Raw genomic sequence first — 21,228 nt, forward strand, 5'->3', positions numbered from 1 at the left:
TTCCCGTTTTCTCTCTTCTAATACCTATCCAAAAAACACATAACTAACCCCTATTGCGGTCATGATACCCACTATATCGGCGGTTAATCCTGCCCAAAGGGTGTAGCGAATGTTTTTCACTTGAACAGATCCAAAGTAGAGAGCAATGACATACAAGATTGTTTCTGCACAACCTTGGAAAACGCAAGATAATCGACCGGCGAAGGAATCCGGACCAAAGGTTTTCATGGTATCAATCATCATGGCACGGGAGCCGCTGCCACTAACAGGATGCAATAATGCCGTTGGCAAAGCGTCCGTAAATCGGGCGTCCAGCGAAGTTAAAGAAACGACCCATTTCATTCCTTGTACGATGAAATCCAATACCCCAGAATTTCTTAGGCAACTAATAGCTACCAGCATGCCAACTAAATAGGGAATGATTTTGACAGAAGTTTCAAATCCGCTCTTAGCACCATCCACGAAAGTGGAAAAGATGTCTACTTTTTTCCAAAATGCTGCCGCCAAAAAGCTAAAAATTAGGGTAAAAAGAAGCCCATTACTGAAAATTTTCGATTGAATTTCGATTTGTTCTTTCGATAAATGACTGAAATAAAACAGAATTCCTCCCAAAATGGCAGTAAGTCCGACAATCCAGCCCAATAAAACGGGATCTAAGAGGCGAATTCTTTGTTTGATAGCCACGAATATCAATCCAGTTATTGTCGCAGCGTAGGTGGCCATTAAACATGGAATAAAGACGTCGGAAGCATCCTTTGCTCCATAAATAGCACGTTGTGCCATGATGCTTAGGGGAATTAGGACGGGTCCCGCGCTATGCAGGGTCAAAAACATGATTTGGGCATTAGAGGCGGTCTCCTTTTCTGTATTCAAATCCTGCAATCCTTGCATGGCTTTCAGGCCAAAGGGAGTTGCCGCATTGTCCAATCCCAATAAATTAGCGGAGAAATTCATGATCATTTGTCCATGAACGGGATGATCTTGTGGAATTTCAGGGAAAAGACGCGTAAAAAAGGGACGAATTCTCCTAGCCAAAAACTGAATAGCGCCAGCTTTTTCGCCAATTTGTAAAATGCCCATGAAGAAGGTCATGACACCCGCTAAAGGTAAAGCAATTTTCATCACGGCCATCTCTGCCGAGTCGAACATGCCATCCACCAATAGTTTAAAAATATCGGCATTTCCAAAAAATAGGTATTGAATCAGGGCAACTACAAATGCCACACCGAAGAATAAGAACCAAATCCAGTTTAATGCCATCGATTTATCTGCCTATTCAAAAAGGCCTTTTTTCGTTAAAAATTTGGCTAAATTTAGGGAAATTCTTTGTTTAATTATGGAAAAACCTTGTCGATTATCTGTTCTTTTTCTCTTATGTGCATTATTTTCCAATGCTATTTTTGCCCAAAAGTCGAATTGCTCTTATGAATTAGCCATGCAAGAGCAGGGATTATTGGAAGTCAGAAAAGAAATACCAGCCGTTTTAGTCGATTTAAAATACCATTCTTCCGATAATTTTATGAAAAAGAATGTTTACAGTTGCTTGAATACGGCTTTTTTGCAAAAAGAAGTGATCGTCAAATTAAAAAAAGCGAATGAATTATTGCAACAATCGAATCCTGGATTTCATTTATTGATTTATGATGCCGCTCGGCCTTTGTCGATTCAATGGGTTTTATGGAACACTTTGAGTGAATTGCCTCCGAAAGAGCGACAAAAATACGTAGCGGATCCGAAGGAACATTCGATCCATAATTATGGAAGTGCGATTGATTTAACCCTGGCAGATGCCGATGGAAAAGCCTTGGATATGGGCACGAAATATGATTTTTTTGGTGAATTGGCCTATCCAAAATTGGAACAGCAATTTTTGAATAATGGTCTATTATCCCAAAAGTCCTATGAAAATCGACTATTATTGCGAAATATCATGAAAAAAGCAGGTTTTATGCCGATCGAATTTGAATGGTGGCATTTTAATGCTTTTTCAAGGAAAGAAGCGAAAAAGAGGTTTGCAGTGGTTAAGTAATAATATGTGAAGTATTAATTCGTATTATTAGTGATTAGTGTTGTCTTGTCCTGAAATAGGCAGACTAATTATTTTACTAACAACTAATAACTAAACACTAAAACCTATTACCTATCAATGCCATTTATTGGCTAATTCTTTTTCTAAGGCATTTCTTTTTTTCAAAAAAAGAAACAAAAAAACTCATTTTCTGCCAGTTAATCCAAGACGATTCAGTCAGCTGACTGACCGATTTTCACTACGCTTTCGGCTATTTTCTTTGACCCTGACGCACATCGCTCATGCGCATTGTCAAAGCTCCGCCTACCGCTTCGTTTAAATCATTCGCCGGATTAACCGCAAATTCAATTTTAAGTCCTGAAAAGAATAAATAGTGTTACCTGAGCTCGGTTACTGAGCTTTCCGAAGTATTGAAGTCGAGTTTGTAAAGGCTGTAATGCAAGAAGAGTGGCATGAAAAGAAATTTTAATTAGAAGTTTCAACCCTTAATTCATCAATACCTTTTACCTTGACCGCTGGGCAGCTTGCTTTCATTAAATCTTAAATAGGGAAAAGGCAATGAAATAATCAGTTAATTGATGAAAAATATAAGTTTTCAATTAGCAATTATGATGGCCAATTTTTATAGGGAATGGGGCCCCTTACCCCCTGCAATTTAATAGTTTAAAAGTTCAGTTGTTTGATAAAATTATTTGACCGTTATTTTCAAAGCTCTCGGCTATTTTCTTTGACCCTGACTCACATCGCCCATGCGCAATGTCACAGCTCAGCCTACCGCTTCGTTCAAATCTTTCGTCGGATTAACCGCAAGTTCAATTATAAGTCCTGAAAAGAATAAATAGTGTTACCTGAGCTCGGTTACTGAGCTTTCCGAAGTATTGAAGTCGAGTTTGTAAAGGCTGTAATGCAAGAAGAGTGGCATGAAAAGAAATTTTAATTAGAAGTTTCAACCCTTAATTCATCAATACCTTTTACCTTGACCGCTGGGCAGCTTGCTTTCATTAAATCTTAAATAGGGAAAAGGCAAAGAAAAAATCAGTTAATTGATGAAAAATATAAGTTTTCAATTAGCAATTATGATGGCCAATTTTTATGGGGAATGGGGCCCCTTACCCCCTGCAATTTAATGGTTTAAAAGTTCAGTTGTTTGATAAAATTATTTGACCGCTATTTTCAAAGCTCTCGGCTATTTTCTTTGACCCTGACTCACATCGCCCATGCGCAATGTCACAGCTCAGCCTACCGCTTCGTTCAAATCTTTCGTCGGATTAACCGCAAGTTCAATTATAAGTCTTGAAAAGAATAAATAGTGTTACCTGAGCTCGTTTACAGAGCTTTCCGAAGTATCGAAGTCGAGATTGTAAAGGCTGTAACACAAGAAGAGTGGCATGAAAAGAAATTTAATTAGAAGTTTCAACCCTTTATTCATCAATACCTTTTACCTTGACCGCTGGGCAGCTTGCTTTCATTAAATCTTAAATAGAGAAAAGGCAATGAAAAATCAGTTAATTGATGAAAAATATAAGTTTTCAATTAGCAATTATGATGGCCAATTTTTATGGGGAATGGGGCCCCTTACCCCCTGCAATTTAATGGTTTAAAAGTTCAGTTGTTTGATAAAATTATTTGACCGTTATTTTCAAAGCTCTCGGCTTCAACACTTTGACAAGCTCAGCAACCATAATCGACAAACACTTAACCATAATCGGCAGGCTCAGTAACCGCGCTCAGCCAAAGTTATTTAACACTGTATAAAGTTTTTAACATATGACATTCCTGCTACTTATTAATCCGAATTAAGGTTTGTGAATTATCTAAAATGGCTCTCATAATTCAAATTTAATCCGCCACAACTTCCTTCACTTCTGGAACCATTCGGGTCATTAAGGTTTCTATTCCCGCTTTTAGCGTGATGGTAGAAGAGGGGCAACCAGAGCAAGAACCTTGTAAAATGACTTTTACTTGTCCTGTTTCTTCGTTGAAGGAATGAAAGGAAATCGCACCGCCATCCGATTCAACAGCTGGTTTCACGTATTGTTCCAATACATTTTTGATTTTCGAGATAATTTCTGAATCCGCAGAACCATCCGCTTCTGCATATTCGCTTTCAGGTAGACTGAAAACAGGTTTTTTCTCCGCAAAATACGTTTTTAAATATTGCTTGATTCCGAATAATTCATCTTCCCAGGCTATATTTTCAGATTTAGTCAAGGTGATAAAATTACTCGTAATGAATACCCTTTTAACAAAATCAAATCCAAATAATGCCACTGCTAATGGAGATGATTTTTCCTTTGTTAATCCATCCGCCGGCTGTTCATAATCAAAAGTTAGCCCATCTGGCAATAATTCAATATTGAAAACGAACTTCATAGAATGAGGATTCGGGGTGGATTCCGTATAAATATGGATATTTTGACTAAGCATATGGAATGGGAAAAAGAATTAAGAAAGTATAACCGCAAATTTAGTTGATAAGTTTCAATTTAATTAAGATTGCCTTTAAATCGTTTTCATCATCAAATAGTTCTTCCATTTCTCAGGCACCTCTATTTCTCGATCAAAAATACCAAATAAAGTGGATCCGGAGCCACTCATGGCAGCATACACCGCGCCAAGAGCGTACAGTTCTTCTTTGATTTCTTTTAGCAAAGGGTATTTAGGAAATACACTATCCTCAAAATCATTATGAATGTTTGCTTTCCATTCGGAAATCGGTAATTTCAAAATGTCTGGTAAATGATTTTTGGCTGGACGAACACGTATGTTGGCGTAGGCTTCTTGAGTCGAAATAGCTATTTTAGGATAAACCAATAACATAAATTTCCCTTCCAAAGAGCATTCAATTGGACTTAATTCATCTCCTTTTCCTGTGCCAAAAGCAGGAGAATTCATTAGAAAAAAGGCACAATCGCTTCCAAGTTGTTGGGCAAATGGAATTAAATTGGCGTTGGATAATGGTAACTCAAATAAATCCCGAAGTCCCATTAACGTGTAAGCGGCATCGGAACTTCCTCCCCCTAAGCCAGCGCCCATAGGAATGATTTTGTGCAAATGTATGTGGACAGGAGCTATATGATAAGCTTTTTGTAATAATTGATAAGCTTTAAAACATAAATTATCCTCTATTTTTCCAGCAATCGTTAATCCAGAAGAACTAAATTCAAAAGAATCTTCTGGCGTAATTTCCAATATGTCTGTCCAATTGGTTGGGAAAAACGTTGTTTCTAAATTATGAAATCCATCCGCCCGTTTTTCGGTCACATACAGTCCTATATTGATTTTTGCGTTGGGGAAAAGTATCATGTTAATCTTCTAAAATATTGGAAATCCAAGTTAAGCGTATGACCAAACTCAGTAGAAAAAGGACAAAAGCAAATTGGATAAAATATGTACTTTGATCTTGGTGTTCGGTCCAAGTAATTTGATTGATTTGCGTTTTTTCTATTTGGTCGATTTCATCAAAAATATGTTGCAGCGATTGTTTGTCGCGTGCTCGGTAAAATTTGCCATTCGACTTTTCAGCGATTAAGCGTAAAGTACTTTCATCTACTGGGTCTAGACTCGGTTTTGTGTCGCCCACGGCAATGGTATATACCTTGATTTTAAATGTTTTGGCTAATCCAGCTGAAATGACAGGATCTAAATTTCCAGCAGTATTTTTTCCATCACTGATTAAAATGCAAATTTTCTTTGGATTGTCATTGTCTCTAATTTGATTAATTGACATACCCAAAGCATCACCCAAAGCGGTCCCCTCGTCTTTAATTAAATTCGATTCCAATGCGCCAATGGCTTCTTGTAAATAGGAATTGTCGAGGGTAATTGGACTAGCGAGATAAGGTTCTCCAGCAAAAGCAACCAAGGCGATGGGATCTACGCTTCTTTTTTGGATAAAATTAATGGCTACATTTTTAGCTACTTCTAATCGGGTTGGAGTCACGTCTTTGTTCAACATCGACGAGGATAAATCGATGGCAATGGCAATGTCGATTCCTTGTGCCAGTTTTTTGTGATGAATTATGGCTTTATAAGGCCCTGAAATGGCGATTATCAAGGATAACAAGAGGGTTCCTTGTACAATTTCGGGCACATAACTCAATATTCGAGTTATTTTGTTTTGTTCCAAAGCTTGTGGAAAAGATAAGGTAATTCTTGCCCGACGCCTTCTTTGCCATACATTTTTGATGATATATAGTAGAAATGGAAGCGGAATGAGGTATAGGAAGATCGGGTTTTCCCAGTGAAAGGAAAATATCGACTGCAGTTTCAACCAATAAGATTCTAAGTTGAATTTCATCGTTTTTTAACTTCTAATTTGATTTTTCTACGCTCCGATTGGTAAATGTTGTTGGCAATATTTAACAAAAAGGTGACGGAATCTGTTGTCTTTGACGAAAAATTACCTCCGTAAATCGCGGCATCCATATCATTTAGAGATTTGTCTAAATGTTTAACATTTAGGTTGTCCAACATTTCTTTGGTAGTGAAGGTAGAGAAAGGAATCTTGGTAAGGGATTCCAAATAGTTTTTCCAAAGGGTAAATGCATTTTCTAAATTTCGTAGTCCCACCGCAGTTGGAGAAATATTTCTAAAATAGCGTTGAAAAGTACGTTTAAATTCAGCATTTTTTCGCCAAAGTAGATATAATTTGAATCGTTGTTTGATCCGATTGCCAAATAACCAATAGACTAATCCAAACATAAGAATAAATCCTATTCCCCAGCTGAATACATTTTTTAATTCGACCTTTGGGATAAGTAAAGGAATTTTAATTTCGCTGTAGACTTTGTCCAGATCTATTTTTTCTGGATTTTTCACCAAACGTTTTAAAAAAATGGTGTCTGGTTTACTCGCCACCAAGGTACAATCCTTGCCATCCATCAAATAAATGGGGAACTTCAGGACATGTATCGATGCTGTATTGAATAATCGAAAGGTATAAACGGCGGAATCTAAACTTGTTTGACCAATGGTTTTGGTGATAAAATACTCTCGTTTAACGGGCTCAAATGGACCAATTCTATGTTGGATACTTGGAAAGAAAACTTCTTGATTTTTGGCATGTTTCACAAAAACAGTATACCGAAAAGGCTGTCCAATTTTGACAGAATCTTCGATAAATTTACCCTGAATTTGTAATGCCTGTTGCGTCATTAGTTTCTGGTGTTGAATAATTGAATTAAAGAAGGAACAAAATCTTCGCCGGCTTTTACCGAAATATAGTCAGCTCGCCATTGTTTACAAAGTTTTTTCAAGACGGCTCCTTTTTGTTCATTGGCTTCGTGCAAGAGCTTTTTGAAGGATTTGGAAGAGGTATTTACCCAAGTCGTTTTATTTCTTTCTGGATCATAAATAGGAATAATTCCCATCGCGGGCAGCTGAAGTTCCTGTCTATCATTGATATGAATAATGACCAAATCATGCTTATTGGCCGCGGCTTTTAAGACATCCTCATAGCCTGAATCAATGAAGTCAGAAAGGACAAAAATCAAACTTTTCCGTTTTAATACTTGCATTAAAAACTTCAAACCTTCTTTTAGGTTGGTTCCTTTATTTTCAGGCTCTAATTTAAACATTTCTGAAATCGCTTTAAATCCGTGCTTTTTTCCTGCGGCAGGAGCCATAAATTTTTCGTTCTTATCTGAATAACAACAAAACCCAATATGACTTGCTTCCTTCATAGCAGAAAGAGCCAAAACGGCGCTAACCTCTTTCATCGTGGCCAATTTACTTTTGCCCATTCGACCTATATTCCCTGAAGCGCTAACATCCAGCAAAAAAAACACGGTTTGTTCTTTTTCTTCTTTGAATAATTTGATGAAAGTTCCATGTCCTTTGGCACTCGTATTCCAGTCGATATGCCGAACATCATCTCCGTATTGATATTGCCGCAAATCGCTAAATTCCAAACCTGAACCCTTAAATACAGAGGAAAAATTCCCGTGCATTTGGGTGTTGATCGCTTTTCTAATGCGAATTTCTAGGTTTACGACATGTGTAAGAAATGACCGAATATCCATTTTTAGGGATATAGTTGTTGGAATTACAAAGGTTAAAATTAGAGATTTAAAATGAAAATTTCGGAAAACTGCTAAATTCCGCTGAATATTCGTAAAAGCTTTCTAATTTGTAGACAAATTTTGAAGCATGTACAAGTATTATTTTTTCTTTCTATTGATTTTGTTTTCCTGTTCAGAAACAAAAACGGAACGAATTATTCCAGAAGACAAGATGGTGAATATTTTGGTAGATATTCATCTGACAGAAGGAAAAGTAAATGGCATGCATTTAGGATCGGTGGATTCTTCGTTAATCGTGTATAATTATTTCGAAAAACAAGTTTTCATGAAGTACCAAGTGGATTCCACTTCGTTTAATAAGTGTTTAAATTCTTATTTGAGAGAGCCTACTGAACTTAAAAAGCTATATTTGAAGGTTACTAAGAAAATCAATGCCATTAGCCATACTCCTAATAAAACGTTGAAACCTGTATGAGACCATTTTTTGCTTTAATTTTTCTCTGCATGACTCTACTCTCCAATGCTCAAATTCCCTTTTTTCAAGGTCATCGTGGTTGCAGAGGATTATATCCGGAAAATACCCTTGTAGCATTTGAAAATGCTTTAAAAATGGGCATTCAAGTCATGGAAATGGATGTTTGCTTGTCAGCAGATGGCCAAGTCGTCGTTTCACATGAGCCTTACATGAACGCTATTTATGCCAGTTTTCCCGATGGAAATCCTGTGAAAAAGGAAGATCAATCGAAATTAAATTTATATCAAATGCCCTATTCTGAAATCAAGCAGTTTGACGTCGGTCAAAGAGGTAATCAATTATTCCCAGAACAACAAAAAATTCCCCAATACAAACCCCTTTTATCAGAGGTATTAACGTTAGTGGAGGCGTACCGCAAGAAAACCGGAAAGGAAATATATTACAACATTGAAATTAAATCAGAGAAAGAGGAGTATGGTTTTTCACAACCCAAAACGGTGGAAGAATTTTCTCAAAAAGTTGTTGATGTTATCCGTGCACAAGTGGATCATCGGTACGTTATTTTACAAAGTTTCGATTTCCAAGTCTTGAAATATTGGCATAAATCCATTTATTCTGGCCTTTTCCCTCCTGTATTGTTATCCGCATTGGTTAGCAGCAAATCGCCTGAAAATACGGTAAAAGAATTGGGATTTCAACCGGATATTTACAGCAGTAATTATACCTCGGTTGATGAGAAAGTGGTGGAATATTGCCATGAAAAAAAGATTAAAGTGGTGCCATGGACCGTCAATGAAGTAGAACAAATGATCAAATTGATCCATTTGAAGGTTGATGGAATAATAACGGATTACCCTAATAGAGCTTTGACGATTTCTAAAATTTAAAACGGACATGTCGCTTTTCAACGAGACCTTGTTGTGGTTAATGAAAAAGAGAATGCCTCGCATTGAGGCCATGTACACGCGACCTTACGAATTACAAGAAGCCTGTTTATTTCAATTATTGGCAGATGCCAAAAACACGGAATGGGGTAAAATGTATGGGTATGGATTCATCCAAAATTATCAACAATTTAAGTCGACGGTTCCTATTTCTACGTACGAAGAAATATTTCCATTTATCGACCGCATGATGAAAGGAGAGGAGCAGGTCCTGTGGGGAAGTCCAGTTTCTTGGTTTTCCAAATCCTCCGGTACTACCAATGCTCGCTCCAAATTTATTCCTGTTTCCAAAGAATCTTTGGCAGATTGTCATTTGATGGGAGGAAAAGACATGATAACCCTTTTGGTGAATAGTAAGCCTGAAACCAAGGTTTTTGAGGGGAAAGGGCTTTCCATTGGGGGAAGCTTGAGTAGTGATCCGATGAATTCCAGCATGTTGATGGGAGATGTTTCAGCGGTGGTGATGAAGAATTTACCCATTTGGGCACAAATCATTCGGACGCCTTCCTTGGATGTCGCATTAATGGACGATTGGGATCAAAAGATCGAAAAAATGGCATTGGTAACTTCTCAGGAAAATGTGACGAGCATTTTGGGAGTGCCAACTTGGACCTTGGTTTTGATCGAAAAAATTCTGGAAATCACAGGTAAAAAATCCATTTTGGAGGTTTGGGAAAATTTTGAATTCATGATCCACGGAGCGGTAGCTTTTGGCCCTTACCGAGAAATGTTTAAAAAGGAAGTTTTTCAAGGTTCAGATGTTGGATTTTTGGAAATTTACAATGCTTCTGAAGGGTTTTTTGGCATACAAGATGATTTAACTTTACCTGATGAATTGCTGTTAATGTTGGATTATGGCATTTTTTATGAGTTTATACCTGTTAATGAGGATGGGGAAGAATCGGATAAAATTGTAGCACTTTGGGAAGTGGAATTAGGTGTCAATTATGCCTTGGTGATTAGCACCAATGCCGGACTTTGGAGATATAAAATAGGAGATACGGTTAAATTCACGTCTAAATTTCCTTACCGAATCAAAATAACGGGCAGAACCAAGCATTTTATCAATGCTTTTGGGGAAGAAATAATCATTGAAAATGCCGAACAAGCGATAGCAAAAGCTTGTTTAGCATGCGAAGCCGAGTTGAAAGAATACACCGCCGCACCGTCATTTATGGAAGGAGGCAAGAGTGGAAATCATGAATGGGTGATTGAATTTTCAAAAGCACCAAAAGATTTCAGTACCTTTGCAGAGATTTTGGATCAAACATTGCGGGAAATTAATTCCGATTATGATGCCAAGCGCTCTTATAATCTCGTATTAGGGCCACCCATCATTCATTTAGCTCCGGTAGGAACATTTTATGCTTGGATGAAAGAAAGGGGAAAATTAGGAGGTCAACATAAAGTTCCTCGTTTGAGTAATCATCGAGAATTTGTAGAAGGGGTAAAATCCCACATTAAACCATAAAAATATGTCATTAAAAGTAACAATTGAAAATGGTATCAAAGATGCCATGCGTGCAAAGGATGCGAATCGTTTAAGAGCTTTGCGTGCAATTAAATCCTTGATTTTATTGGAAGAAACTTCTGGCTTACATGCAGGAGAATTATCGGCAGATGCTGAGATGAAGATTTTGATGAAAGCCGCCAAACAACGCAAAGATTCTTTGGAAGTTTATGTAGCTCAAAATCGTTCTGATTTGGCTGAAATAGAACAAGCAGAATTAACCATTATTGAGGAATTTTTGCCAAAACAGTTATCGGATGAGGAACTTACGGCTAAATTACAAGAAATTATTGCTGCTGTGGGAGCATCGAGTCCAGCAGATATGGGCAAAGTAATGGGAGCGGCAACTAAGCAATTAGCAGGCTTAGCAGATGGCAAAGCTATTTCAGCGAAAGTGGGTGAATTATTAAAGAAATAATGGTGTCTGAATTAGCAGAAAAACGTGTGGTAAAATCCATTCGGAAATTAAGTTTGGAAGAAATAAAGCAGGCCATGTTGGAACAAGGTCAGCCAGCATTTCGTGCCAAACAAATCTATGAATGGTTATGGAAAAAATCCGCTCGTTCTTTTGATGACATGCTTAACCTACCGAAGGAAACAAGGGCTTGGCTGAATGAGAATTATGCCTTGCAATGCGTAGAAACATCGGAGGCGCAGGTCAGTAAAGACCGAACCGTTAAATCCAGTTTTGCTTTACATGATGCCCATTTGGTGGAAGGAGTTTTGATTCCTACCGATGAGCGAGTAACGGCTTGTGTTTCTTCTCAAGTGGGGTGTTCTTTGACGTGCAGTTTTTGTGCCACAGGTTACATGGATCGCAAACGGAATTTGGAGGCATTTGAAATTTATGATCAAGTGGTTTTAATCCGTGATCAGGCAGAAAAAATGTACCAACAGCCATTGACGAACATCGTATACATGGGAATGGGAGAGCCTTTGTTGAACTATGCCAATGTGCTAGAGTCGATTGAGAAAATTACCTCTCCAGAAGGATTAGGGATGTCGCCCAAACGTATTACGGTCTCTACGGCGGGCATTGCCAAAATGATCAAAAAATTGGCAGATGATGAAGTGAAGTTCAATTTAGCCTTGTCTTTGCATGCCGCCAATGATGAAAAAAGAAATCGGATTATGCCGATCAATGAAAGTAATACCTTGGCTGCTTTGAAGGAAGCCTTGCTTTATTTTTATCAGAAAACAGAGAATAAAATAACCTTGGAATACATTGTTTTTAACAAGTTCAATGATACCATTGAGGATGCTAGAGAGTTATGGCAATTTGCCAAACAAATCCCTTGTAAAATCAATATCATTGAATACAATCCCATCAAGGAAGCGGATTTTGTGAATGCGGAGGCCGATGCAATTGCACAGTTTTCTGCGTTTTTGGAAAGTAAAAGAATGATTGTCAATGTTCGTCGTTCGAGAGGGAAAGATATTGATGCGGCTTGCGGGCAATTGGCAGGTAAAAAATAATTTCAACGATGGAATCCAAAAATACCATGTTTCCTGTTTTTTTAAAATTGGATCAGCTAAATACCTTGGTAGTTGGCGGAGGCAATGTGGCATTGGAAAAGGTTTCGGCCTTGTTAAGAAATTCTCCTGAAGCGAATATTACCATGGTTGCGCCTTTTTTTCGGGAGGATACTTTGGAGTACTTGAAGGATTTTCCAAAAGTTATTGTTCATCAAAGAGGGTTTTTGAAAGAGGATCTAGAGGGATTGGATTTGGTGATTTGTGCCACGGATAATTTTAGCTTGCACCAGGAAATCAAAGTCTTGGCAGCGCAACAGCATTTGTTGTGTAATGTGGCAGACACGCCGGCCTTATGCGATTTTTATTTGGGTTCCATCGTCCAAAAAGGCGATTTGAAAATTGCCATTTCCACCAACGGGAAATCGCCCACCTTAGCCAAACGAATTCGGGCCTTTTTGGAAGATGTAATCCCCCCCGACATTCAGACTAGCTTGGATCAATTAGAGTCGCTTAGAAAGCAATTAAAAGGCGATTTTGAAGAGAAAATCAAGCAATTGAATGAGATCACGAAGAATGTGGTGAGGTAGGACGTAAGATGTATGATGTAAGACGTAAGATGTGATACTTCATAACTCATACTTCATAACTTTTACCTATTAATGCGAATTAAGGGTTGAAATTTCCTTTGACAGGCTCAGGAACCGAGCTGAGATAAATCTATTAATTCTATTTTAGAACTTTTAAAGGAATTTGCGGTTAATCCGACGAAAGATTTGAGCGAAGTGCTAGAGAGGTATGATGTAAGATGTATGAGGAATTGAGAATGAAGAATCAGAAATCATCTTTTCTCTCTTACGTCATACATCTTACATCATGCATCATTTTCATTGTTGGCCAGGAAAAATGTAATTAAATTTGATTTAGCAACAATTATTGGAAAAGATCCTGAATTTATGTTTTTAACCCTTAATTCGCATTAATAGGGAATAGGAAAGAAGGAAAAGGTAATCCGTGTCTTTGTGATAATTCATTCGTTTTTAACACAAAGGCACGGTTTTTTTAATATACGAGTCCTTTAATATAAAAACCCAAATAACCACAAAGGTATTTTATTTTGAAATCCAAATTCAATGTTATCCGCTACGATGAAAGCGTTATTCAAATTTGCGATTTGTTCTTTTCCTTTGGCCTTACCTCCGACTTCAAAAATTTGTTTTTTATTGACCATAAAATCACCATTCTCGGTGTATTCTAAAGTATTTTTATAGGCTAATTGATTCGCAAAAAACGTTTCTCTGGTATTGCCTATATTGGTATTCTCTTTGGCTAGATTGTAGATCAAATTGGTATTTTCTAAATAGATTTTATTGGGCTTTTGTAATTTACTAATACCATTGGCTTCTTTGTATAGGTTTCTAGTTAATCCAATTTCATCTAAATATTGTAAATAACTTAATAAGGTAGTTCGATTGATTTGAACTTTTTCACTGATTTTAGTGACATTGGGAACAAACGGCACTGATGCCGCAATGATCATTAATAATTGTTTCAGTTTATGAATATAGGCATATTCTACATCTCTTAATGCAGGTAATTCTATTTCTAATATCATATTAACGACCTCTGATAATCGCATATCAAACAATTCTTTTTGTTCCTGATAAAAGGGATAATATCCATAGGTTAGGTAGTTCTCGAAATGTTCAAAGGGCCTAAATTCTTTGACCAATTCTTGTGAAATGGTAAGATGATTATTCAGAATTTCATCTAAGCTGTAGATGGGAAATGTCTTTCCCTTTTCTATGCTCACAAATTCTCTAAAGGAAAAGCCTTGCATGGTATAAACCACCGCTCTTCTACTTAAGTCCGCTCTTGCATTTAAAATTTCTAAATGGGAGGATCCTGTGAAGACTACTTTTAAGTCGGGATAATCATCATATATGTTTTTTAATTCTTGTGCCCAATTGGGATACTTATGTACTTCATCTAAAAACAAGTATTTTCCGCCTCTTTTTACAAAATTATCCACCAATTCAGTTAGCGAATGCGCGTTGAACCAAATGGCATCTAAACTTACATAAAGTACTTTGTTTATTTCCTGACTCAAATTCAATTGAATGTATTGCAAAAGCAAAGTTGTCTTTCCAATTCCGCGGGCCCCTTTTATACCAATCAATCGCGCATCCCAATGTATATCCTGCATCATAGAGCGAATAAAATGCATTGGAACGTAGCGTAACTTTTGTAGGAATTTTTCAAATAGCTTATCCATATTGTTTATTTTAATGTACAAATATACAAAAAATTGTTTATTCGAATAAACAAATATGTGTTTGTGAAGAGAAAATTAAGCAATTGAATGAGATCACGAAGAATGTGGTGAGGTAATACCTATTACCTATTACCTTTTACCTATTACCTAATACCTCTTACCTAATTTAACCACCGAAACCGTTCCTAACCAAATTACTCCTACCAATGCCCAGGAAGCAATTTCTTGGGAAGCGGTAGTATCTATGCTTAATCGTTTGGAATAGATTCCCCAAAGGGCCCAAACAATGGTTAAACCGATGAAGGGGCCGCGTTTTAAATAAACCAACACCATGCCTAATGCGATAGCGATCGAAAGCATGATTTTGGTCCAAAGGACCTCTGAAATACCGAATCCTGTCCACTGATTTCCCACCAAAGCAGCGGTAAAATTGGCAATGGTTGCCACGCAAATCCAGCCAAAATAAATCTGAAAAGGAATTTTTACTGCCCAGCGATAAAATCGACTGGTTGAATCATATGTCGTTTCTAATTGGATATTGTTTTTGATTAAAATGCCCAATAAAACCAACATAATGACTACTGAAAGCCACAATTGTTCATAATGCCAGGCACAAAGCCATGCTATATTGGCAATACTGGAGAATACAAAATTCCATCCTATGCGATTGACCCAAAAGTCGCTTTTCGCGGAGAGACTTTCTGAAAATAATCCTGCTGTTTGAGCAATTACCCAAATGAACGTATACGTATATATGATTCCCCAAATGGAAAAGGTGAATCCGGCCGGAACAAAATAATTGACGTATAAATCGGATAATTCTCCTGGTGTATGCCCATTTAAAGGTAGTTTAACCGATAAAAAGTTCATGGTTAAAACTGCTAAAAAGCTTAGTAAATTGGCTATTCGGAGAATTTTCATGATAAAATCAGTGTTATTTTTGAATAGTTCCCACTCGGATGGAGCCGAGTGGGAGTATTTAATTTGGTATTCTTAAATTTTCTCTCTTCTTTTTACCTCTTACTACCTCCGCCTTGAACTCCGCACAGGCATCGATCTTCTCTCTTCACGTTTTCTCTCTTCCTAAAGGTTTCTCTTCTTTAACTCAGAAACCGCAAAATCAGCTGCACGTGCAGTTAAAGCCATGTAGGTTAAGGATGGATTTACGCAAGAAGCAGAAGCCATTGCAGCTCCGTCTGTCATAAACACGTTTTTCACTTCATGAACTTGATTATGTTTGTTCAAGATAGACGTTTTTGGATCACGACCCATACGAGCTGTTCCCATTTCGTGGATACCTAAACCGATGTGTGTTTTATCGCTGTTGTATTGATTGATGTTTTTGAAACCAGCTGCTTCTAACATTTCAGCCGCATCATGCATCATATCTTCACGCATTTTTAATTCATTGGAACCAAAATTCGCTTCAAATTCCAAAACAGGTAGTCCCCATTTATCTTTAGCTGTTTGACTCAAGACAAAACGGTTGTTTGGATCTGGTAAAATTTCACCAAAACCACCAAAACCGATGGTCCATGTACCAGGTTTTGTCAAATCTTCTTTGAATTGTGCACCAAAACCATCTGAATTGACACCACGACCCCAACCTTCACGGCTAGCGCCACCTTGATAACCAAATCCACGAGTATATGCACGTTTATCTTTGCCCCAGTTACGGAAACGTGGAATGTACAATCCATTTGGACGACTACCGAAGAAATAATCATCGGCAAATCCTTCCACAGTTGCACTAGCACCTACACCCAAATGGTGATCCATGATGTTTCGTCCTAATTGATCGCTATCGTTTCCTAAACCATTCGTAAAGCGGCTCGATTTCGAGTTCATCAAAATAGAGGTTGAACCGATGGCTCCAGCGTTGACGAAAATGATTTTTGCGTAATATTCTTTCACTGCTAAGGTGTTTTGATCAATAACACGTACACCTTTCGCTTTTTGAGTGGCCTCATCGTAAATGATTTCAGAAACGATGGCATTGTGAACCATGGTTAAACGATTGGTGCGCATTGCAGCTGGTAATGTAGCTGATAACGAGCTAAAATAAGCTCCGTAAGGGCATCCACGCATACATTTATTTCTGTATTGGCAACTACCGCGGCCTAAAGCTGTATGATGAGCTCCAGGTTGAGTTAAGTGCGCCACACGACCGATCGTTACCGGGCGGCCTAATTTTTTATCTACTTGCTCTTTGAAATGTCTTTCCGGAGCGGTCATTTGCATGGCTGGTAAAAATTCACTGTCGGGAAGCACATCTAATCCTTCTCTTTGTCCAGAAATACCCGCAAATTTTTCTACATAAGAATACCAAGGGGCTAAATCTTCGTAGCGAATTGGCCAATCGGTACCAACGCCTTCTTTTCCATTCGCTTCAAAATCTTCTTTGTTCCAACGATAGGTTTGACGACCCCATAGCAAAGATTTTCCACCTGTATGATAAGCTCTTAACCAATCGAATCCACCTTTTTTCTCGATGTAAGGATTTTGTTTATCGTTTTCAAACAAGTAGCGATGCTCTTCGTTGGCTGTATAACCAGTACGCATACCCGCCCAATATTCTTCGGCAGCCATGTTATCTGGTCTTCCACGGTGAGCAAAATCCCAAGGATTTTTCATAGCCGTTTCATAACCTTCAATGTGTTTAATTTCGCGGCCACGTTCTAAAACGGCCACTTTTAATCCTTTTTCGGTCAATTCTTTAGCAGCCCAACCGCCAGAGATACCTGATCCCACTACTATGGCATCAAATGTTTGACTCTTTATTGCATCTATATTAAGATTCATGATGTTAATCGAAATTTCGTTTTGAAAAGATTTAGTATTGGTAGGATTTTTGTCCTGGTGTTAGTTTCGTTGCTTCGAATTTACCTGGAATAGGTTCATAGACGAAAGAAGCTTGTAAACCTTTTTCAGAAGTATAATATCCCAATAAGGTCAATTCTTTCATTAATCTCCAGAATGGCACGCCATTATTTCCCTCCAATGTTTCTTTATCTACATTGTCGCCTACTTTTACCTTGTTTAATTGGTAGGATTTCATCAATTCTTTGGTGTCGGCTTCTATTATTTTCAATACAGCCACTTGTCCATCTTGATTTAGCGTTAAGAACTTCGCTTGTTCAAGGTCTTTTAAGCCTTTCAAAAAGCTTTTGTGTTCAGGTGTTTTGTAACAATCTTTCAACATCATTTCGATGAAAGCGGGAACACCTGCATCAATGGCACCGGGAGTAGAGGTTTTTGGAATAATTTGTTCAGCAACCGCTGCTACAATTTTTCTTTGTGTTTCACTTAGGCCAAATGATGCGACATTAAGTGAATGCGATGTTGTTTGTGACCTTTCCATTGCCATCAAAGTGGGAGCAGTTAAAGCACCACCTAACATCATGGCAATTTTAGAGACCGCATCTCTTCTGTTAATCATGTTTTTATTGTTAAATTGTTATGGGTTTGCGCTGTTTAAAACGATATTTAAACACCTTATAGACAAAAATAGTTTTAATTTTTTGGAATAAAAAATGGTTGAAATTCTGGGCTATGGGGGAATGAATTTTTCTGCCATTTCAACATAAATGGACTCAAAGATTTCATCGTTCAAATCCATTCTGCAGCTCATCACATCTCGACCTCACCATACATCTTCGCCCTTCCTGCACGCCGGAAAATTCAAATTCAAGGATTTAATCTTCCAAAATGGCCTTGTTTTTATAATTTGGAACTGGATTTTATGAAAACGGAACTCAATTCTAAATTCTTAGTGAGGTGCTTTTGCATTATATGCCGAAATTTGCCTATCCAATTTAGGTGAAGATTATAATAAGTTATTCACGTATTATTAATCTAAAGGTTCATTGTTAGAATGTCCTAACCAACTTCGACTGCCACTATCTTTTTAATAAGGAAGTATCATATAAGTTTTATTTCTTTGTGTGCTTTTGGCTTTTGAAATGTTTAAGGCCAAAGGTGCACAAAGATTTAGTTTTCCCTCAATTCTCCCAAATTTTGATTCTTGATAAACTCCAATGGTGTTAAGCCAGTTTCTTCTTTGAATGAAACGAAGAAATTCGTTCGGGATGAAAACCCAGCTTTGGTCCAAATTCCTTCCATGGACATGGTCGTTAAATCGCCACTCATTAAAATTTCCTTGGTATAATCCACCCGCAGTTTGGTTCTTAACGAGGTAAATTTTACCTGAAGGATGTTATTGAAGCAATAATATAAATGGTGTTTTTGAATATCTAATATTTTAGCTAAATCATCAATGCTAAAATCCGGATTAACATAAGGCTTTTCATTTTGAAGATAATCCATAATGGATTGAGCTACTTCATTGAATGGATCCGCATCTGTTTTTTCGGGTCCTGCTTCATTGACGAATGGTAGATCATTTTTGACCTTTTCAGCAGATTTCATTTTTCGATTAACAGGGATGCCATATAAATGCTCTGGGAATATGAGCATTAATAAGGGGATCAATGAAAAGGATATCGCAGCCACATAATTTAAGCCATATTCACTAATTTCTTTCTTGGTATTATTTCCGAAATAATACTTGTGGGTGATGATGAGGTATGAAACGCTGACTACCGTTGAAATCAACAAAATGGTATATACCCAATTGAGCGCAATGTTCTTTTGCTCAATGGGAGTATTGTTCTTTGCCATTTTCAATTTGTATTTGACCAATAAACAAATAGAGGCTAAGATATAGATCGCTTGTAAAATGGCTCTGAGTAAGATATTCAAGGAACTGGGATATAGCCAGGAAATATTAAGGGTTTTATGTGCGTTGGGATTATAAAATACCTTATTAACTATTTCTATTTTATAGGATAGTTGCTCAAAGTAATAAGGTAAAATGGAAATCAAGGAGATGAATGCCGGCAAAAAATGAAGGATATCCAATTTGTGTAATTGGGAACGATCTGTTAATATTCCTCTAATATATAAGTAGAGCATTGGTCCCGTCAGAAATAGGACAGGAATAAAATGTCCATATAATATAACTAAGCCGTCTGGGTTGTCATCTATGATGGAGTAATAATGTAAAATACCCGCAATGGATAGTGGGATTAAGAAGCCCGCCAGATACAAACTGTTCTTGTTTATTTGATAGTTATATATGCTTATAACTATGGCAAGTATAATAGTAGTTACTGAGATGTAAAGTATCATTAAGGGTTATTATTGAGCAGAATATTAGTAAGGAGGTATAAGTTTAAAATTTATCTAACAAAGAACTTTGGCCCAAAAATAATAAATTTTTGATTATATCGTTAAAATAGTTAAATTTTTTGATGGGACCTATTTATTAATTTTACCCTTATTTTGAGCGTATTTGCGCTAATTATCAGGAGATTATCTTCTATTTTTCACAATTTCAAGCTCGCGAGATTCTCGTATTTATTTTTTTCTGGACAATCTACTTCAAATTTTAGATTCTCAGGGCTTGTTTTTTCTCTTTCTCTTATTCTATTTTTCATCCTCTGCCTTCGAAATCCCTAGCCATATACCTAAACCCTATTGCCTGGACATCTATATCTTTCCCCCACGGAATTAAGTCCATGACTACAAGTATTTAATCCCGTAGGGATTATTGAATATTTATTTTTGTTCTGAAATCTAAATAATCTCGTCGGATTAACCTCAAATTCATTTATAAGTCCAAAAAAATAATAAATAGTGTTTACTGAGCTCGTTTACAGAGCCTGTTGAAGGATGGAGGCCGAAAGCGGTAATTAAGAGATTAATAATTGGAAATTTCAACCCTTAATTCGCATTATTACCTAACACCTATTACCTATTACCTATTACCTATTACCTAATAACTATTACCTATTACCTAATACCTAATACCTATTACCTTTTACCTATTACCTATCAATGCAATTTTCTGGCTAATTCTTTTTCCATGGCATTTCTTTTTTTAGAAAAAAAGAAACAAAAAAACTTATTTTCTTCAAGTTAATCCAAGACGAATCCGCAAGCGGCCCGATTTTCACTACGCTTTCGGCTATTTTCTTTGACCCTGACGCACATCGCCCATGCGCATTGTCAAAGCTCCGCCTACCACTTCGTTCAAATCTTTCGTCGGATTAACCGCAATTTCATTGATAAGAACTAAACGTTCGCTGAGCTCGTTTACTGAGCTTGCCGAAGTGTCTAAGCCAGAAGCTGTAAAGTAAGAGATTAATCATTGGAAATTTCAACCCATAATTCGCATTATTACCTATTACCTAATACCTATTACCTTTTACCTAATACCTATTACCTAAAAATGCCATTTATTGGTTAATTTATTTTCCATGGTATTTCTTTTTTTTAGAAAAAAAGAAACAAAAAAACTTATTAGTCGCAAGTTAATCCAAGACGAATCCGCAAGCGGCGCGATTTTCACTACGCTATCGGCTATTTTCTTTGACCCTGACGCACATCGCCCATGCGCATTGTCAAAGCTCCGCCTACCGCTTCGCTCAAATCTTTC

Annotated in this window: 18 protein-coding genes; 7 read left to right on the top strand and 11 right to left on the bottom strand. The window is 37.2% G+C overall.

Annotation, left to right across the window (positions count from 1 at the left end; all coding sequences use genetic code 11):
- Window positions 1–24: 24 nt before the first annotated feature.
- On the bottom strand, window positions 25–1,260 hold the full coding sequence (locus tag V7S76_RS12555) for a nucleoside recognition domain-containing protein (protein ID WP_459510473.1): 1,236 nt from the start codon (window positions 1,258–1,260) through the stop codon (window positions 25–27).
- 76 nt (window positions 1,261–1,336) lie between these two features.
- Between V7S76_RS12555 and V7S76_RS12560 the strand changes: the two genes are divergently transcribed.
- The gene (locus tag V7S76_RS12560; RefSeq protein ID WP_459510474.1) at window positions 1,337–2,029 is read left to right on the top strand and encodes a M15 family metallopeptidase; all 693 of its coding nucleotides are present in this window, start codon (window positions 1,337–1,339) and stop codon (window positions 2,027–2,029) included.
- A gap of 1,839 nt (window positions 2,030–3,868) precedes the next feature.
- On the opposite strand, the gene V7S76_RS12565 is transcribed toward V7S76_RS12560, so the two are convergent.
- From V7S76_RS12565 to V7S76_RS12585, 5 genes are all read right to left on the bottom strand, one after another.
- The gene (locus V7S76_RS12565) at window positions 3,869–4,456 is read right to left on the bottom strand and encodes a NifU family protein (RefSeq protein ID WP_459510475.1); all 588 of its coding nucleotides are present in this window, start codon (window positions 4,454–4,456) and stop codon (window positions 3,869–3,871) included.
- 75 nt (window positions 4,457–4,531) lie between these two features.
- Entirely contained in the window at window positions 4,532–5,335 is an 804-nt protein-coding gene (gene ispE / locus V7S76_RS12570) for a 4-(cytidine 5'-diphospho)-2-C-methyl-D-erythritol kinase (RefSeq protein WP_459510476.1), read from the bottom strand.
- 1 nt (window position 5,336) lies between these two features.
- Entirely contained in the window at window positions 5,337–6,329 is a 993-nt protein-coding gene (locus tag V7S76_RS12575; RefSeq protein ID WP_459510477.1) for a VWA domain-containing protein, read from the bottom strand.
- Window positions 6,326–7,186, bottom strand: a complete 861-nt coding sequence (locus tag V7S76_RS12580; RefSeq protein WP_459510478.1) for a hypothetical protein — start codon at window positions 7,184–7,186, stop codon at window positions 6,326–6,328. The genes V7S76_RS12575 and V7S76_RS12580 overlap by 4 nt, the downstream gene beginning before the upstream one ends.
- The gene (locus V7S76_RS12585) at window positions 7,186–8,052 is read right to left on the bottom strand and encodes a DUF58 domain-containing protein (RefSeq protein WP_459510479.1); all 867 of its coding nucleotides are present in this window, start codon (window positions 8,050–8,052) and stop codon (window positions 7,186–7,188) included. The genes V7S76_RS12580 and V7S76_RS12585 overlap by 1 nt, the downstream gene beginning before the upstream one ends.
- A gap of 127 nt (window positions 8,053–8,179) precedes the next feature.
- Between V7S76_RS12585 and V7S76_RS12590 the strand changes: the two genes are divergently transcribed.
- Genes V7S76_RS12590 through V7S76_RS12615 form a run of 6 tightly spaced genes read left to right on the top strand, consistent with a single transcriptional unit; the run spans window position 8,180 to window position 13,044 of the window.
- Window positions 8,180–8,527, top strand: coding sequence for a DUF4296 domain-containing protein (locus V7S76_RS12590; RefSeq protein WP_459510480.1), 348 nt, complete (start codon window positions 8,180–8,182; stop codon window positions 8,525–8,527).
- 29 nt (window positions 8,528–8,556) lie between these two features.
- Complete coding sequence (locus V7S76_RS12595; RefSeq protein ID WP_459510481.1) at window positions 8,557–9,414, top strand: glycerophosphodiester phosphodiesterase family protein; 858 nt, start codon at window positions 8,557–8,559, stop codon at window positions 9,412–9,414.
- Window positions 9,415–9,421: 7 nt separating this feature from the next.
- Window positions 9,422–10,942: a GH3 auxin-responsive promoter family protein gene (locus V7S76_RS12600; RefSeq protein ID WP_459510482.1), complete on the top strand. Its 1,521-nt coding sequence runs from the start codon at window positions 9,422–9,424 to the stop codon at window positions 10,940–10,942.
- Window positions 10,943–10,946: 4 nt separating this feature from the next.
- On the top strand, window positions 10,947–11,399 hold the full coding sequence (locus tag V7S76_RS12605; RefSeq protein ID WP_459510483.1) for a GatB/YqeY domain-containing protein: 453 nt from the start codon (window positions 10,947–10,949) through the stop codon (window positions 11,397–11,399).
- Window positions 11,399–12,457, top strand: a complete 1,059-nt coding sequence (gene rlmN, locus V7S76_RS12610; RefSeq protein WP_459510484.1) for a dual-specificity RNA methyltransferase RlmN — start codon at window positions 11,399–11,401, stop codon at window positions 12,455–12,457. Before V7S76_RS12605 ends, rlmN begins: the two co-directional genes overlap by 1 nt.
- Window positions 12,458–12,465: 8 nt before the next feature.
- Window positions 12,466–13,044, top strand: a complete 579-nt coding sequence (locus V7S76_RS12615; RefSeq protein WP_459510485.1) for a precorrin-2 dehydrogenase/sirohydrochlorin ferrochelatase family protein — start codon at window positions 12,466–12,468, stop codon at window positions 13,042–13,044.
- A 488-nt stretch (window positions 13,045–13,532) separates the two neighbouring features.
- Here V7S76_RS12615 and V7S76_RS12620 read toward each other — a convergent pair whose 3' ends face one another.
- The 5 genes from V7S76_RS12620 to V7S76_RS12640 form a co-directional block, all read right to left on the bottom strand.
- Window positions 13,533–14,729, bottom strand: a complete 1,197-nt coding sequence (locus V7S76_RS12620; RefSeq protein ID WP_459510486.1) for an ATP-binding protein — start codon at window positions 14,727–14,729, stop codon at window positions 13,533–13,535.
- Between the two features lie 147 nt (window positions 14,730–14,876).
- Complete coding sequence (locus V7S76_RS12625; protein WP_459510487.1) at window positions 14,877–15,650, bottom strand: hypothetical protein; 774 nt, start codon at window positions 15,648–15,650, stop codon at window positions 14,877–14,879.
- A gap of 162 nt (window positions 15,651–15,812) precedes the next feature.
- Window positions 15,813–17,531: a GMC oxidoreductase gene (locus tag V7S76_RS12630; RefSeq protein ID WP_459510488.1), complete on the bottom strand. Its 1,719-nt coding sequence runs from the start codon at window positions 17,529–17,531 to the stop codon at window positions 15,813–15,815.
- 31 nt (window positions 17,532–17,562) lie between these two features.
- On the bottom strand, window positions 17,563–18,168 hold the full coding sequence (locus V7S76_RS12635) for a gluconate 2-dehydrogenase subunit 3 family protein (RefSeq protein WP_459510489.1): 606 nt from the start codon (window positions 18,166–18,168) through the stop codon (window positions 17,563–17,565).
- A gap of 551 nt (window positions 18,169–18,719) precedes the next feature.
- A complete protein-coding gene (locus V7S76_RS12640; RefSeq protein ID WP_459510490.1) occupies window positions 18,720–19,919 on the bottom strand; it encodes a helix-turn-helix domain-containing protein in 1,200 nt (399 codons plus the stop codon).
- Between the last annotated feature and the right edge of the window lie 1,309 nt (window positions 19,920–21,228).

The organism is Aquirufa sp. ROCK2-A2 (assembly GCF_054558485.1).